This is a genomic window from Gilliamella sp. Nev3-1, from assembly GCF_001690435.1.
Taxonomy (GTDB): domain Bacteria; phylum Pseudomonadota; class Gammaproteobacteria; order Enterobacterales; family Orbaceae; genus Gilliamella; species Gilliamella apicola_C.
Window position 1 is genome coordinate 1 of sequence record NZ_LZHN01000063.1, and the last position, 16,627, is coordinate 16,627.

Annotated in this window: 9 protein-coding genes, 4 tRNA genes and 3 rRNA genes; 13 read left to right on the forward strand and 3 right to left on the reverse strand. The window is 39.6% G+C overall.

Going from position 1 to position 16,627, the window contains the following annotated elements:
- From A9G40_RS09315 to A9G40_RS09350, 8 genes are all read left to right on the forward strand, one after another.
- Window positions 1–1,442: ribosomal RNA gene (locus A9G40_RS09315) — 16S ribosomal RNA — on the forward strand; the annotation flags it as partial.
- A 58-nt stretch (window positions 1,443–1,500) separates the two neighbouring features.
- Window positions 1,501–1,577 (forward strand) — tRNA-Ile (locus A9G40_RS09320).
- A 52-nt stretch (window positions 1,578–1,629) separates the two neighbouring features.
- A tRNA-Ala gene (locus tag A9G40_RS09325) sits at window positions 1,630–1,705 on the forward strand.
- A 260-nt stretch (window positions 1,706–1,965) separates the two neighbouring features.
- A 23S ribosomal RNA gene (locus A9G40_RS09330) occupies window positions 1,966–4,864 on the forward strand.
- A 170-nt stretch (window positions 4,865–5,034) separates the two neighbouring features.
- Window positions 5,035–5,150 (forward strand): 5S ribosomal RNA (rrf, locus tag A9G40_RS09335).
- A 37-nt stretch (window positions 5,151–5,187) separates the two neighbouring features.
- Window positions 5,188–5,264: transfer RNA gene (locus A9G40_RS09340), tRNA-Asp, on the forward strand.
- Between the two features lie 9 nt (window positions 5,265–5,273).
- A tRNA-Trp gene (locus A9G40_RS09345) sits at window positions 5,274–5,349 on the forward strand.
- A 132-nt stretch (window positions 5,350–5,481) separates the two neighbouring features.
- Window positions 5,482–5,820 carry a DUF413 domain-containing protein gene (locus tag A9G40_RS09350; protein ID WP_065582815.1) on the forward strand — a complete coding sequence of 113 codons (339 nt, stop codon included), beginning with the start codon at window positions 5,482–5,484 and terminating at the stop codon, window positions 5,818–5,820.
- A gap of 4 nt (window positions 5,821–5,824) precedes the next feature.
- Here the strand turns inward: A9G40_RS09350 and A9G40_RS09355 are convergent, their stop codons facing one another.
- The 3 genes from A9G40_RS09355 to znuC all read right to left on the reverse strand — a co-directional run bounded on the left by A9G40_RS09355 (window position 5,825) and on the right by znuC (window position 9,047).
- Window positions 5,825–7,348 (reverse strand): YifB family Mg chelatase-like AAA ATPase, encoded by a 1,524-nt coding sequence (locus tag A9G40_RS09355; protein WP_065582816.1) that lies wholly within the window; start codon window positions 7,346–7,348, stop codon window positions 5,825–5,827.
- A 122-nt stretch (window positions 7,349–7,470) separates the two neighbouring features.
- Window positions 7,471–8,271 (reverse strand): zinc ABC transporter permease subunit ZnuB, encoded by an 801-nt coding sequence (znuB, locus tag A9G40_RS09360; RefSeq protein WP_065582817.1) that lies wholly within the window; start codon window positions 8,269–8,271, stop codon window positions 7,471–7,473.
- Complete coding sequence (gene znuC, locus A9G40_RS09365; protein ID WP_065582818.1) at window positions 8,268–9,047, reverse strand: zinc ABC transporter ATP-binding protein ZnuC; 780 nt, start codon at window positions 9,045–9,047, stop codon at window positions 8,268–8,270. The genes znuB and znuC overlap by 4 nt, the downstream gene beginning before the upstream one ends.
- A 93-nt stretch (window positions 9,048–9,140) precedes the next feature.
- Here znuC and znuA point away from each other — a divergent pair, with 93 nt between their 5' ends.
- The 5 genes from znuA (at window position 9,141) to tolB (ending at window position 16,486) form a co-directional block, all read left to right on the forward strand.
- A complete protein-coding gene (gene znuA, locus A9G40_RS09370; protein WP_065582819.1) occupies window positions 9,141–10,094 on the forward strand; it encodes a zinc ABC transporter substrate-binding protein ZnuA in 954 nt (317 codons plus the stop codon).
- 27 nt (window positions 10,095–10,121) lie between these two features.
- Complete coding sequence (mepM, locus tag A9G40_RS09375; RefSeq protein ID WP_065567796.1) at window positions 10,122–11,477, forward strand: murein DD-endopeptidase MepM; 1,356 nt, start codon at window positions 10,122–10,124, stop codon at window positions 11,475–11,477.
- 132 nt (window positions 11,478–11,609) lie between these two features.
- Window positions 11,610–13,952, forward strand: coding sequence for a bifunctional glycosyl transferase/transpeptidase (gene mrcB, locus A9G40_RS09380; RefSeq protein WP_065582820.1), 2,343 nt, complete (start codon window positions 11,610–11,612; stop codon window positions 13,950–13,952).
- 12 nt (window positions 13,953–13,964) lie between these two features.
- Window positions 13,965–14,774 (forward strand): bifunctional DNA-formamidopyrimidine glycosylase/DNA-(apurinic or apyrimidinic site) lyase, encoded by an 810-nt coding sequence (mutM, locus tag A9G40_RS09385; protein WP_065582821.1) that lies wholly within the window; start codon window positions 13,965–13,967, stop codon window positions 14,772–14,774.
- A 416-nt stretch (window positions 14,775–15,190) separates the two neighbouring features.
- Window positions 15,191–16,486, forward strand: a complete 1,296-nt coding sequence (gene tolB / locus A9G40_RS09390) for a Tol-Pal system beta propeller repeat protein TolB (protein ID WP_065580071.1) — start codon at window positions 15,191–15,193, stop codon at window positions 16,484–16,486.
- Window positions 16,487–16,627 lie beyond the last annotated feature (141 nt).

Below are 16,627 nucleotides of genomic sequence, written 5' to 3' on the forward strand. Positions count from 1 at the left end.
AGTGGCGGACGGGTGAGTAAAGTATGGGGATCTGCCGAATGGAGGGGGACAACAGTTGGAAACGACTGCTAATACCGCATAAAGTTGAGAGACCAAAGCATGGGACCTTTGGGCCATGCGCCATTTGATGAACCCATATGGGATTAGCTAGTAGGTGGGGTAAAGGCTCACCTAGGCGACGATCTCTAGCTGGTCTGAGAGGATGGCCAGCCACACTGGAACTGAGACACGGTCCAGACTCCTACGGGAGGCAGCAGTGGGGAATATTGCACAATGGGGGGAACCCTGATGCAGCCATGCCGCGTGTATGAAGAAGGCCTTCGGGTTGTAAAGTACTTTCGGTGATGAGGAAGGTGTTGTATCTAATAGGTGCAACAATTGACGTTAATTACAGAAGAAGCACCGGCTAACTCCGTGCCAGCAGCCGCGGTAATACGGAGGGTGCGAGCGTTAATCGGAATGACTGGGCGTAAAGGGCATGTAGGCGGATAATTAAGTTAGGTGTGAAAGCCCTGGGCTCAACCTAGGAATTGCACTTAAAACTGGTTAACTAGAGTATTGTAGAGGAAGGTAGAATTCCACGTGTAGCGGTGAAATGCGTAGAGATGTGGAGGAATACCGGTGGCGAAGGCGGCCTTCTGGACAGATACTGACGCTGAGATGCGAAAGCGTGGGGAGCAAACAGGATTAGATACCCTGGTAGTCCACGCTGTAAACGATGTCGATTTGGAGTTTGTTGCCTAGAGTGATGGGCTCCGAAGCTAACGCGATAAATCGACCGCCTGGGGAGTACGGCCGCAAGGTTAAAACTCAAATGAATTGACGGGGGCCCGCACAAGCGGTGGAGCATGTGGTTTAATTCGATGCAACGCGAAGAACCTTACCTGGTCTTGACATCCACAGAATCCTGTAGAGATATGGGAGTGCCTTCGGGAACTGTGAGACAGGTGCTGCATGGCTGTCGTCAGCTCGTGTTGTGAAATGTTGGGTTAAGTCCCGCAACGAGCGCAACCCTTATCCTTTGTTGCCATCGGTTTGGCCGGGAACTCAAAGGAGACTGCCGTTGATAAAGCGGAGGAAGGTGGGGACGACGTCAAGTCATCATGGCCCTTACGACCAGGGCTACACACGTGCTACAATGGCGTATACAAAGGGAGGCGACCTCGCGAGAGCAAGCGGACCTCATAAAGTACGTCTAAGTCCGGATTGGAGTCTGCAACTCGACTCCATGAAGTCGGAATCGCTAGTAATCGTGAATCAGAATGTCACGGTGAATACGTTCCCGGGCCTTGTACACACCGCCCGTCACACCATGGGAGTGGGTTGCACCAGAAGTAGATAGCTTAACCTTCGGGAGGGCGTTTACCACGGTGTGGTTCATGACTGGGGTGAAGTCGTAACAAGGTAACCGTAGGGGAACCTGCGGTTGGATCACCTCCTTACGAAGAGCTCGTAAGTGTTCACACAGATTGTTTGTTTAGAAGAAAGAGTCACTTTATTGGGTCTGTAGCTCAGGTGGTTAGAGCGCACCCCTGATAAGGGTGAGGTCGGTGGTTCAAGTCCACTCAGACCCACCAATTCTACTTATTAAGCTGATTTTAGTTTGATTGGTTGATGAAGTGAGACAATGGGGCTATAGCTCAGCTGGGAGAGCGCCTGCCTTGCACGCAGGAGGCCAGCGGTTCGATCCCGCTTAGCTCCACCATTAAAGGTACCTCTACTATTCGATGATGAAAAATTATGTTTGTATTTACTTGGTTTAGTGTTTGAGTGAATAGAAAGATAAAGCTCTTTAACAATTAGGAACAAGCTGAAAGAAACGAGTTCTCGTTTTTACGGAAAGCTTTTATTTTTGGTTTAATGATATATTTGATAAAAATTGAGTTAAGCTGATTAAATTAAAAGTATTGAAGTAAAAAAGAGAAAAAAGCGTAAATTGAAAACCAAGATAACTGTGAGTTGTAAGGTTAAGAAATTAAGCGTACACGGTGGATGCCTAGGCAATCAGAGGCGAAGAAGGACGTGTTAATCTGCGAAAAGCGACGGTGAGCCGATAAAAGGCGCTATAGCCGTTGATGTCCGAATGGGGAAACCCAGTGTAGGTGACTACACTATCATATAATGAATTCATAGTTATATGAGGCGAACCGGGAGAACTGAAACATCTAAGTACCCCGAGGAAAAGAAATCAACCGAGATTCCCTAAGTAGCGGCGAGCGAAAGGGGAGTAGCCCAAGCGGGTAGCATGATGTATTAGTGGAAGCGTCTGGAAAGTCGCACGATAGAGGGTGAAAGTCCCGTACATGAAAATGCATGATGTGGAAGCTTATAGAGTAGGGCGGGACACGTGATATCCTGTCTGAAGAAGGGGGGACCATCCTCCAAGGCTAAATACTCCTGATTGACCGATAGTGAACCAGTACCGTGAGGGAAAGGCGAAAAGAACCCCGGGAGGGGAGTGAAATAGACCCTGAAACCGTGTACGTACAATCAGTGGGAGCTGTTACCGTTGGGTAATAGTGACTGCGTACCTTTTGTATAATGGGTCAGCGACTTATATTCTGTAGCGAGGTTAACCGAATAGGGGAGCCGAAGGGAAACCGAGTATTAACTGTGCGTTAAGTTGCAGGGTATAGACCCGAAACCCGGTGATCTAGCCATGGGCAGGTTGAAGGTTGGTTAACACTAACTGGAGGACCGAACCGACTAATGTTGAAAAATTAGCGGATGACCTGTGGCTGGGGGTGAAAGGCCAATCAAACCGGGAGATAGCTGGTTCTCCCCGAAAGCTATTTAGGTAGCGCCTCATGAATGACTGTTGGGGGTAGAGCACTGTTTCGGCTAGGGGGCCATCCCGGCTTACCAACCCGATGCAAACTCCGAATACTGACAAGTTGAATCATGGGAGACACACGGCGGGTGCTAACGTTCGTCGTGAAGAGGGAAACAACCCAGACCGCCAGCTAAGGTCCCGAAGTCATAGTTAAGTGGGAAACGAAGTGGGAAGGCTTAGACAGCTAGGATGTTGGCTTAGAAGCAGCCATCATTTAAAGAAAGCGTAATAGCTCACTAGTCGAGTCGGCCTGCGCGGAAGATGTAACGGGGCTAAAACTATGCACCGAAGCTGCGGCAGTGCACGAAAGTGTATTGGGTAGGGGAGCGTTCTGTAAGCCGTAGAAGGTGTGTTGTGAGGCATGCTGGAGGTATCAGAAGTGCGAATGCTGACATAAGTAACGATAAAGCGGGTGAAAAGCCCGCTCGCCGGAAGACCAAGGGTTCCTGTCCAACGTTAATCGGGGCAGGGTGAGTCGACCCCTAAGGAGAGGCCGAAGGGCGTATCTGATGGGAAACGGGTTAATATTCCCGTACTGGTTATAACTGCGATGGGGGGACGAAGAAGGCTAGGTTTACCACCTATTGGATGGTGGGTTAAGCATGTAGGCGTGTGATTAGGCAAATCCGGTCACTGAGACGCTGAGGTGTGATGACGATGCACTAAGGTGCAGAAGTAATTGATGCCCTGCTTCCAGGAAAATCCTCTAAGCTTCAGGTTATAATCAATCGTACCCGAAACCGACACAGGTGGTCAGGTAGAGAATACTCAGGCGCTTGAGAGAACTCGGGTGAAGGAACTAGGCAAAATGGTGCCGTAACTTCGGGAGAAGGCACGCTGATGGTAATTGAAGTCCCATGCGGATGGAGGTGAAATCAGTCGAAGATACCAGCTGGCTGCAACTGTTTAATAAAAACACAGCACTGTGCAAACACGAAAGTGGACGTATACGGTGTGACGCCTGCCCGGTGCTGGAAGGTTAATTGATGGGGTTATGCTTATGCAGAAGCTCTTGATCGAAGCCCCAGTAAACGGCGGCCGTAACTATAACGGTCCTAAGGTAGCGAAATTCCTTGTCGGGTAAGTTCCGACCTGCACGAATGGCGTAATGATGGCCAGGCTGTCTCCACCCGAGACTCAGTGAAATTGAAATTGCCGTGAAGATGCGGTGTACCCGTGGCAAGACGGAAAGACCCCGTGAACCTTTACTATAGCTTGACAGTGAACATTGAGCCTTAATGTGTAGGATAGGTGGGAGGCAAAGAAGCATGCACGCCAGTATGCATGGAGTCGACCTTGAAATACCACCCTTTAATGTTTGATGTTCTAACCTATACTTCTGAATCGAGGTAAGGGACACTGTCTGGTGGGTAGTTTGACTGGGGCGGTCTCCTCCCAAAGAGTAACGGAGGAGCACGAAGGTTAGCTAATCCTGGTCGGACATCAGGAGGTTAGTGCAATGGCAAAAGCTAGCTTGACTGCGAGAGTGACGGCTCGAGCAGGTACGAAAGTAGGTCATAGTGATCCGGTGGTTCTGAATGGAAGGGCCATCGCTCAACGGATAAAAGGTACTCCGGGGATAACAGGCTGATACCGCCCAAGAGTTCATATCGACGGCGGTGTTTGGCACCTCGATGTCGGCTCATCACATCCTGGGGCTGAAGTAGGTCCCAAGGGTACGGCTGTTCGCCGTTTAAAGTGGTACGCGAGCTGGGTTTAGAACGTCGTGAGACAGTTCGGTCCCTATCTGCCATGGGCGTAGGAAAATTGAGAGGGTTTGCTTCTAGTACGAGAGGACCGAAGTGAACGCACCGCTGGTGTTCGGGTTGTGATGCCAATTGCATTGCCCGGTAGCTACGTGCGGAATAGATAAGTGCTGAAAGCATCTAAGTACGAAACTAGCCTCGAGATGAGTTTTCCCTGAAGAGATTCAGTAAGGTCCGTTTGAGACTAAGACGTAGATAGGTCAGGTGTGTAAGTGTAGTGATACATTGAGCTAACTGATACTAATGAACCGAGAGTCTTAACCTTACAACTCGGAGTTGTTTTGGAGTTACGCGATTGGATGATTGAAGTTGATATATTTAGAGAGATTGACTTTAAATTGTTTAATAAATGAGAGAGCAGTTTGTTCCGGATTGAGCAATTGCTGTGGATATGAGATAATACATGGTAATTGAGAGAAGAGAAGACAGGATATGTCTGGCGGTAATAGCGCGGTGGTCCCACCTGACCCCATGCCGAACTCAGAAGTGAAACGCCGTAGTGCCGATGGTAGTGTGGGTATTACCCATGTGAGAGTAGGGTGCCGCCAGACTTTTAAATTTTATTTATATTAACATACCAAATACGGTGGAGCGGTAGTTCAGTTGGTTAGAATACCTGCCTGTCACGCAGGGGGTCGCGGGTTCGAGCCCCGTCCGTTCCGCCACTTCCATTTAGGGGCGTAGTTCAATTGGTAGAGCACCGGTCTCCAAAACCGGGTGTTGGGAGTTCGAGACTCTCCGCCCCTGCCACAAGATAACATTTATGTTTTAATTTTAGCCAATTAACCGATTTTATCTGTATAAATAAAAGAATTTTGTTTACAGATTAACTTTGTCAATTATAATTCCCGCCAACTACTTTTACAATCTAGAGGATAGAACATGGCTGAGAGTTTTATTAGTCAACAACGTTTTTTCGATAATAAGAATTATCCAAGAGGATTTTCTCGCCACGGCGATTTTACTATTAAAGAAGCTATGATTTTAGAAAAGCATGGTTGTGCTTTTAAAGATCTTGACACAGAAGCTAAAAAGCCTACCACTGCAGAAGAAAAATCATTTGTAGCGGTTTGCAAAGGTAAAAAAGAGCCATCAACTGATTTTGAAAAAACATGGTTGAAGTATCTTTCTCGTATAAATAAGCCAAAACGTTTTCATACATTATCTGGTGGAAAACCACAGGTTGATGTAACAGACGATTTTGTAGATAGTGATGACTAATTCTTTAACCAATATTTTTGTGTAATTGAATTAGTAACCGATCCATAGAGCGATAACTTAATGCTTCTGAAACATGTTTTCGTTCTATGGTTTCTGATAAATCTAAATCTGCGATTGTGCGCGATACTTTTAGTATTCGGTGCCATGAACGAGCAGAGAGACCTAATTTAATTAAAGCTTGCTCTAAATATTCATTATTTTCATTTGATAATTGGCAATAGCATTGAATTTCATTTGTGCTTAATTGGCTATTTAGTTTGCTGCTTCTTTTTAATTGAGTATTTCTTGCTGTTAGAACTCGTTGTTTTACTGTTTCAGTTGATTCTGCTGAAGTTACTTTTTGGCTTAGAGCACCTTTAGGTAGTAAAGGAACTTCAATAGAAATATCGAACCTGTCAAGAAATGGTCCTGAAAGCCGATTCAAATAGCGAATAGTTTGCTGTGGTGTTGTTCTATTATGTGTGCCTTGATAATGTCCTGTTGGACTTGGATTCATTGCCGCTATTAACTGAAATCTAGCGGGAAATTTTATTTTTGCATTTGCCCTTGAAATGATAATTTCTCCCGATTCAATGGGTTCTCTTAACGCGTCTAATACTTTTCGATTAAATTCTGGTAATTCGTCTAAAAATAATACGCCGTTATGGGCTAGAGAAATTTCTCCAGGTCTAGGGATTGTTCCTCCGCCAACAAGAGCTGCAGTTGATGCGCTATGGTGAGGCGCTCTAAAAGGTCTTTTACGCCAATTTTTTACTGATCCATATGAACTGACAAGGCTTGTTATTGCCGCACTTTCAAGTGCTTCATCATCAGATAATTGAGGTAATAAAGAGGTTAAACGCGTTGCTAACATAGTTTTACCTGTACCTGGAGGTCCAATTAATAATAAATTATGCCCTCCCGCTGCTGCAATTTCTAATGCTCTCTTGGCGTGTTCTTGCCCAATTATATCTTGTAAACTAGCTGGGTTATTGTTACCGCCTTGATATTCACGATATTGAACTGTTGGTAAATCAATTTCTTTATATAAATATTGGCATAATTCTAGTAAATTACTGGTGATTAATGTGTTGCTTTGGTGAATTAAAGAAATTTCTGATTGGTTTTCGGCGGAAATAATTAATCTGCGATTTTTCTTTTTAGAGGAAATTGCAGCTGGTATTGCGCCTTTTACGGCTCTAATATTTCCTGAAAGAGCTAATTCACCCAAAAATTCATAATGTAATAAATCTTCTGTTGGAATTTGCTCTGTTGCGGCAAGTATCGCAATAGCTATTGGTAAATCAAAGCGGCTTCCTTCTTTGGGTAAATCTGCTGGAGATAAGTTTACCGTTATTTTTTTAGCTGGAAAGGTAAAACCACTATTAATAATGGCACTTCTAACTCGATCTTTAGCTTCTTTAACGGTTGCTTCAGGAAGACCAACTAATACAAAGCCTGGTAACCCATTGCTAATATGAACTTCAACGTTTATTAATGGTGATTGTATTCCAATAGAGGCTCGAGTATAAATAATTGCAAGTGACATAGTTTTTAATTATTAATATGTTTAATTTTATTATTATCATATTAGAAAATATCGAAAAAACCATTAAAGCCATTTATTAATGGGATATAACACGCAATAAATAATACGATTTTGCAGTGATTTTAATTTGTTTTATTTAAAATGCGTTTTGAAATAAGTAATGATATAAAAAATAGACAAGTATTACTTAATACTATAGAGGGACCTGTTGGGGTGTCATAAACAAATGAGAATAGCACTCCAGCAACTACCGATAGCATCCCTACTATTATTGCAATTAACGCCATTGTTTCGGGTGTTTTTGAATAATATTTTGCTGTTGCGGCAGGAATGATAAGTAAAGATGTAATAATTAGCGCTCCAACAAATTTCATTGACAGACCTATGGTTAATGCTAGTAGTAAAGTCAAAAGCAATTTTGTGAGCTGTACATTAATGCCATGGCTAAAAGCTAATTCTTCGCTTACAGTGATAAATAAAATGTTATTCCATTGCCAAAATAATAAAGCACCAATGAATACTACACAAATAATAATCTGATAAAGATCTAAATATGTTACTGATAAAAGATCGCCAAATAAATATCCCATTAAATCGATACGGATATTGTCCATTAAACTAATTACTACTAAGCCTAGTGATAAGGCACTATGAGCTAAAATACCAAGTAATGTATCAATTGGTAATTGTTTTTGTGCTTCTAACCAAAGTAATCCGATAGCTAGTAAGAGTGTGACAAAAATGACTGCATAAAATAAATTGATATCCAACAAAAAGCCAAATGCGATACCAAGTAAAGCAGCATGTGATAAAGTATCGCCAAAATAAGACATTCTTCGCCAAACAACGAAAGTGCCTAAAGGCCCAGTTATGCTAGTTAAACATAATCCCGCTAATAAAGAAGGTAATAGTAATTCAATCATTGTTTTTTCCTTCTATAACTAGGCAAAACAATACGCTTATTTTGCTCAATAGATTGTTTACAACAATCATGTTGGTGATTGTGATGATGTTTATAAATAGCGAGTTGCGAGGTTTCATGTTGTCCAAAAAGAGAAATAAACTCTGGATCATTAGAAACAATTGCTGGTGTGCCAGAACAGCATATATGATGATTTAAGCAGATTACTTCGTCGGTTTTTGCCATGACCAAATGAAGATCATGGGAAACCATTAACACGCCACAATTGAACTGTTTTTTTGCATCAGCGATTAAATCATATAATAGTACTTGGCCATTGACATCTACCCCTTGAGTAGGTTCATCAAGAATCAGTAATTGAGGGCGCTTAACTAAAGCTTGAGCGAGCAAAACACGTTGCAATTCACCACCTGATAATTGATGCATAGATTCATTGATTAAATATTCAGCTTTTACCATTGATAATATATTAAAAATATCCTTTTTATTTAACTGTCTATTAAGACACATAAAACGTCTAACAGTAATAGGTAGTGTTGGATTTAAGTTGATTGACTGCGGCACATAACCAATCGTTAAGTTAGGTAAGCATGTGATTGTTCCTGAGGTGTATGGCATTAATCCTAAAATAACTTTCACCAGTGTCGATTTACCCGCTCCATTAGGACCAAGTACTGTAATAATTTGATTAAGATGAATGACTAACGAAACATCATATAATATTTTTTGATGGTCAATTTGCACCGAAACATTATCAAGCGAAATGAGTGGAGTCATTTTGTTAATCACCCTTGTCTATAAATATGTTATGTTATATTATAACAATAATTAACTCTATTTTACCATACATAATAAATATAGGAAAATTGTATGAAAAAATATATTCTACTAAATAGTAAAAAATTAGTTTTCTTAATGATACTTGGTTCATTAATGTTTATTCAAAGTATTGTTAATTATGCTAATGCGAAAGTTATTTCGTCTGTAAAGCCAATAGGATTTATTGTCGAAGCAATCGCTTCAGGAGTAACTGATAATGATATTTTACTTCCTGATGGCGCATCTCCACATAGTTATTATTTAAAACCATCTGATTTGGCTAAAGTTAAATCAGCTGAACTTGTGGTTTGGGTTGGCGAAGATATGGAAGCTTTTATGCCAACAATATTAAAAAGTATTGATAAGCAAAAACAAATTGAATTAATGGCAATACCAGAGATTAAAGTATTGCTTCGAACAGGTCATGAGGATCATGAACATGAAGATACTCACTCCCATCCTATACCTGCTAATGGTCATCATGGTGAATATGATGAACATATTTGGCTTTCACCTAAAATTGCCAAGGTGATTGCGCAGTCAATCCATGATCGACTTATTACCCTGTATCCAGATAAAAACGCATTGATTGATGCAAATCTAAACGAATTCATCATAAAACTTGCAGAAACAGAACAAAACATTGCAAAAAAACTCATTAACGTACAGAATAGAGGGTATTTTGTGTTTCATGATGCTTATGGGTATTTTGAATCGCAGTTCGGATTAAAGAATTTAGGCAGTTTTACTATAAATCCAGCAATTCAGCCGGGTGTTCAAAAGGTTTATGCAATTCAACAGGCGCTCAAAGAGCACCGAGCAGTATGTGTATTTCGAGAGCCACAGTTTAGCCCTGCAGTTATTGAAAAAATAGTGAATGGAACAGATGTACGTATTGGAGAGCTAAATCCATTAGGAACGGGTATTTCTCTTTCTAAAGATGCATATTCACAATTTTTAGCAAAATTAACAGAGCAACTGTTGGATTGTTTAGATAAAGACTAGTTTTAGAATAAATAGTTAAGGTTAATTTTGGCAAGACAAATAAAATCACCTGATATTGAAAAAAATAATTTTAGAAATACCTATTTTTCAATATTAGGTGTTCTTTTCATTGTTATCTTATTTATCGTTCTGTGGAATCCACTCAATTTGAATCGAACGGTTTATGTTCCTTTAACGCCTCAAGCTGAAACGACTGTAAATGATAACACCCATTCTTCTGTTGTTATCGATGATGGAAAAGTTGAGATGGTAAATGGGAAACCTTCTACAGTTACTGAATCATCAGATATTCCTGAAGATGAGATTGTTAAAGATGAATTAGATGACATTGTTGATGATAAAGATAATACTGTGCAATACACTATTGCACGAGGGGATACCCTGCATGATATCTTGATTCGTTATAACGTTAATCGAAATGACATCTATCAGTTAACGACAAAATTTAAACAACTTGCAAATTTGAGAATAGGTCAACAAATTAGTTGGACGACTGATGATAATCATAATTTGCAAACTTTTAGTTGGACAATCTCCAGTAATAATATTCGAATTTATGAAAAATCGGGCGATAAATTTGTAGAAAGTTCAGAAACAGTTGAAAGTGTACCACAAAATATTGTGATAAAAGGTGATATTAAAAGTAGCTTTGTTGCAGATGCTCGCAAAAATGGATTAACCAGTAATGAAATTGGCGTAATTACTCGTGCTTTACAATGGCGTTTAGATTTTCGTCGATTGCAAGTTGGTGATAAATTTTCAGTTGTTTTAACCAGAGAGATGCATGGCAATCGTTTATCTAATAGTCAGTTGTTAGGTGTACGCATTAAAAATGGTACCAAAGATTATTATGCTATTTTAGCAGATGATGGTAAATATTATGATATTAATGCGAACAGTTTGTCGCAAAGTTTTTTCCGTTATCCATTAGCAAAGCAAGCTAGAGTTTCCTCTGGTTTTAACCCTCGTCGCTTACATCCTGTTACCGGTGCGATAACTCCACATAATGGTGTTGATTTTGCAGTGTCTCGTGGTACACCAGTTTTATCAGTTGGTAATGGTGAAGTAGTCATTGCAAAGTATAGTGGTTCGGCTGGTAATTATATTGCTATTCGACACGGGCGTCAGTATATGACAACTTATATGCATTTGGATAAGATTTTAGTCAAACCAGGTCAGCAAGTTAAACAAGGTGATAAGATTGGGTTATCTGGAAATACAGGCCGTTCTACAGGACCTCACCTGCACTTTGAGCTACACATTAATAATAAGCCGGTTAATCCATTGACAGCAAGTTTACCTATTTCGGAAGGGTTGACAGGTAAGTCAAAAAAAGCGTTTTTGTCGAAAGTTAAAACTATTAGCTCACAGCTAGATTTTTAAATTCATACACTTGTTTTATGCTTCAAAATCGATTTTACCTGAAACTTTTTTACAAAAAGAAGACCGCAATATTCTTAAAAAATTATGTTATGATAAGCTAATTTTTATTGAATAATAAATATTAGGTGCAGTTTGAACACGTCAACTAAAACATCAAAAAAACGGTCTCCCAAAAATTCTCCAAAAAATAAAAAAAATAAGAAGTCTACACTTTGGCGCCGGTTTTTGACCTTATTATTTAAGCTATTTCTTGTCATTGTGGCTGTAGCTATTGTTTACGGCGTTTATCTTGATCAACAAATCAAGGAGCGAGTTGATGGTAACGTGTGGGAGTTGCCAGCGGCAGTTTATGGACAAATTATAGATCTTGAGCCTGATAGTGAATATAGTCTAAATGATGTAGTGACAATGTTAGAGGGTGCACAATATCGTCAGCAAGATACAAAAGCCAGCCGCCCAGGTGAGTTTATTGTAAGTAATAATGCTGTTGATGTTTATCGACGACCTTTTACATTTCCTGATGGTGAAGAGCCGTCATTTAGAGTTAGCATTACTTTTTATGAAAATCGTATAGATCGCATTACTAATCTAGAAACTGGGCGCGATTTTGGATTGCTAAAAATTGATCCTAAATTAATTACCATGATGCATTCTCCAAATGGCGAGCAACGATTATTTGTTCCATTGAAGCAGTTTCCTGATTCGTTATTGCAAACATTGGTTGCTACAGAAGATAAGCGTTTTTATGATCATCATGGTGTAAGCTTATATTCTATCGGTCGTGCTATTTTCGTTAATTTGACTACAGGCCGCATCGAAGGAGGCAGTACCTTAACCCAGCAAACTGTTAAAAACCTTTTTCTGACTAATGAACGTAGTTTAAGCCGTAAAATACGCGAAGCCTATATGGCTTTGATTTTAGATGGTCGTTATAGTAAAGAACGTATTTTAGAGCTTTATCTAAACGAAGTTTATTTTGGGCAAGCGGGAGGAGAAGAGATTCATGGTTTTCCATTGGCAAGTCTTTACTATTTTGGGCGACCAGTTAATGAACTTACATTAGATCAGCAAGCGGTACTGGTTGGTATGGTAAAAGGCGCTTCGTTATATAATCCGTGGACACAACCTCAACAAGTTATTGAGCGCCGTAACGTGGTGTTAAAACTTGCTCAGCAACAAGGCATAATTGATGATGAGTTGTATAACTTATTAAGTCAGCGCCCACTATCAGTGCTACCCAAGGGGGGGGTGATTTCACCGCAACCAGCATTTATGCAAGTTGTACGTAGTGAACTGCGAAGACAATTGGGTGATAAAGCAGATCATTTGTCAGGTATGAAGATTTTTACCACTTTTGATCCGGTAGCTCAATCTGCAGCTGAGCAAGCGGTGACTAACGAAATTGACAAATTACGCAAATCAACGAAAAAAGAATTACAATCAGCAATGGTTGTAGTTAGTCGAGAAACAGGGGAAATTCGCTCAATTATTGGTAGTGCAGACCCACGTTACCCTGGTTATAACCGTGCTTGGCTAATGCAAAGAGCGATTGGTTCATTAGCTAAACCATCAACGTATTTAACTGCACTTGGGCAACCTGATTATTACCAACTTAATACATGGCTTAATGATAGCCCATTATCGGTTAAGCTTGATAGTGGCGGGTATTGGCAGCCTAAAAATTACGATCGTAAATTCCGTGATCGTGTTATGTTAGTGGACGCTTTGGCACTTTCATTAAATGTACCAACGGTTAATTTAGGTATGGAATTAGGACTGGATGCAACGAAAAATACTTTACAAGCATTAGGAGTTCCTACAGATCGTATACCTAATTTACCATCAAGATTGCTTGGTGCATTAGAATTAACACCATTAGAAACAGCTCAGATGTTTCAAACTATCACTAATAATGGGCAACGTTCTCCGCTTACTATTTTAAGATATGTATTGACTGATAAAGGTAAGCTAGTTTATCAAAGCTATCCACAACAACTTCAGGCAGTGTCTCGACAATCAGCTTATTTGACAACTTATGCTATGCAACAAGTTGTTAGTTCGGGCACATCTCGTTCATTAAAAGCTAAATACGGTTCGTTTAATTTAGCTGCTAAGACGGGGACAAGCAATGATTCTCGTGATAGCTGGTTTACAGGCGTTGACGGCAGGAATGTTGCTGTTATTTGGATTGGTTTAGATGATCATTCACCAATGAAATTAACTGGAGCTACAGGAGCGCTGAAAATTTATAGTGAATATTTACAAAACAATCCACCAAAGAAATTGGTATTGCCGATACCGCAAAATGTTTTTATGGTACCAATTGATAGTAATGGTCAGTGGCTATGTAATGGCGATGGTGTGCGTACTTTACCCGTATGGACCATTAACCCTAAGGATTTATGTTCTGGAAATAACCAAATGATGGCCACTGAACAGGTACCCAATTGGGTTACAGACCTATTAAATAATTAAGAGGGGAATAATATGCCTGAATTACCCGAAGTTGAAACAAGTCGTAGAGGCATTTTGCCATATTTAAAAGGACAGATTATACATAAAATTATTGTTAGACAACCTAAATTACGCTGGCCTGTTGATAGCGCTATAAGTAATGCACATGGACAGGTTATTTTAGATATACAGCGTCGAGCTAAATATTTATTGCTACAGCTATCTAATAACTGGATCGTAATTCATTTAGGTATGTCAGGTAGTTTACGTATTTTACCAAAGCCTCAAAAAGCACAAAAGCATGATCATATAGACCTCATTTTAGAAAATAGTGTTACATTGCGTTATACTGATCCTAGGCGTTTTGGATCTTGGCTCTGGGCAAATTCGCTAGACGAAATACTGCAATTACAACATTTAGGTCCAGAACCGTTAAGTCATGAGTTTTCAGCTATATATTTATTCGAAAAAGCCAAAAATAGACAGGTTTCCATTAAAAGTTGGATTATGGATAACCATATTGTGGTTGGCGTTGGCAATATTTACGCTTCTGAGTCATTGTTTATGGCGAAAATCAATCCTAACCGTAAAGTAAGCTCATTACAATTAAATGAATTTGAAAGGCTTGTTGCTGCTATTAAGCAAGTTCTTAGCAAATCCATTGAACAAGGAGGGACAACGCTCAAGGATTTTCTTCAATCTAATGGAAAACCAGGGTATTTTGCACAAGAGCTACAAGTTTATGGGCGCAATGGCGAGCGATGTCTAATTTGTGGTGCAGAGATAAAATCGCAAAAAATAGGACAACGCAATACCTTTTATTGTGAATATTGCCAAATATAGCAACGTTAGCTCTACCAAATTATTATTTTTTGTGATTAGTTGCTAAGAATTTTAAATATTTTGCATGTATTGGCTCTTTTTCTTTTACAAAAATATCTTTTTAAGCCCTTTAAACCTTATTTAAATAAGATTAGTATAAGCAACTACAATTAAAGAAGTTATTTTTGTTACTGCGTTGATTACTTTATATAGTAAAACCATTAATATTACAGAGATCTTTTTATTTTAAAGGCTATGGACTTGTTACCTGTTATCAGCTATCTTTTTTCTGAATCATTGTTTATAGCTTGTAAAGTTTAATATATGGGGGGCAATTAGCTGTTGTATCTTAATTTTCAAAGGTTTTGTTTTCTTTTTTACGGGTTTATATTTTATTTAACTCAATGTGTCTTATTTTTATTAAGGAATTTAAGATGATCAAATTCGCTTTTCGCTTTTTGACAACTTGTTTTATTCTATGTTTTACCACGATGGCTAATTCTGAGGTAAGAATTATTATTACCGATGGCGTAAGCTCTGCTAAACCAGTCGCTGTTGTGCCATTTAAGTGGACAGGCTCTGGTCAACCACCACAAATTATAGAAGATATCGTTGCTTCAGATTTACGTAATAGTGGTAAATTTAATCCTGTTGAAGTTAATAGTATGCCACAAAAACCAACAACAGCTTCTGAAGTTACGCCTGCGGCTTGGAATAATCTGGGGGTTTCTGCGGTAGTTGTCGGCTCGATTCAGCCAGATGCTTCTGGGAAATACCTTATCAATTATCAATTAGTTGATATCGTAAATCGCCCAGGTGCCGTTTTAGCACAAAATCAATATTCTATTGATAAGCGTTGGCTCCGTTACGCGGCTCACACTGCAAGTGATGAAATTTTTGAATCATTAACCGGTATTAAAGGTGCTTTTAGAACACGAATTGCTTATGTTGTTAAAACAACTAAAGGACCTTTTTCACATGAATTAAGAGTATCTGATTATGACGGTTATGATCAAATTACTGTTCATCGTTCCAAAGAACCATTAATGTCTCCAACTTGGTCACCAGATGGTAAAAAAATAGCCTATGTAACATTTGAAGGAGGCCATTCTTCACTAGTTTTAAAAACATTGGATAGTGGCGCTGTTCAAACAATTGCGTCTTTTCCTCAACATAATGGTGCGCCAGCGTTTTCTCCAGACGGCAGTAAATTAGCTTTTGCCTTATCTAAAGGGGGAAGTTTAAATTTATATATGATGGATTTAAGTAGCAAAAAAATCACGCAAATTACTTCTAATCGTAATAATAATACAGAACCATCTTGGATGCCTGATAATCAAACTATTGTTTACACTTCTGATCAAGCAGGTCGCCCTCAACTCTATAGTATCAACATTAATAGTGGTGCATCTCAAAGGCTAACTTGGGATAATACACAGAATCAAAATGCGCGGGTATCACCTGATGGTTCTTTTATTGCTATGATATCAACCAATAATGGTGAACAACATATTACTCGATATGATATAAGCACAAATACCTATCAACGTTTAACAGACACCTTTTTGGATGAAACGCCAAGCATTGCGCCAAATGGTACTATGATCATTTATAGCTCATCACAAGGATTAGGTACAATTTTGAATCTAGTTTCAACAGATGGTAATTTTAAAGCAAGATTACCAGCAACAGATGGGCAAGTAAAATTCCCTTCATGGTCGCCATATTTATAAGAAGAGGTTATAATTTGCACAATATTGCAATTATTAAAATTGTGTAAAGCACAAGGGCATTATAATATATACCTCTAATCGTTCTGGTTGGTAACGGCTGTTACTTTGAAGTTGGTTAGGTGTGTAAAAATACAGGTAATA

Bases quoted from the DNA above. Each gene is read 5' to 3' on its own strand.
- mutM (WP_065582821.1), top strand. From the start codon at position 13,965: ATGCCTGAATTACCCGAAGTTGAAACAAGTCGTAGAGGCATTTTGCCA.
- znuC (WP_065582818.1), bottom strand. From the start codon at position 9,047: ATGACTCCACTCATTTCGCTTGATAATGTTTCGGTGCAAATTGACCAT.
- A9G40_RS09350 (WP_065582815.1), top strand. From the start codon at position 5,482: ATGGCTGAGAGTTTTATTAGTCAACAACGTTTTTTCGATAATAAGAAT.
- znuA (WP_065582819.1), top strand. From the start codon at position 9,141: ATGAAAAAATATATTCTACTAAATAGTAAAAAATTAGTTTTCTTAATG.
- A9G40_RS09355 (WP_065582816.1), bottom strand. From the start codon at position 7,348: ATGTCACTTGCAATTATTTATACTCGAGCCTCTATTGGAATACAATCA.
- znuB (WP_065582817.1), bottom strand. From the start codon at position 8,271: ATGATTGAATTACTATTACCTTCTTTATTAGCGGGATTATGTTTAACT.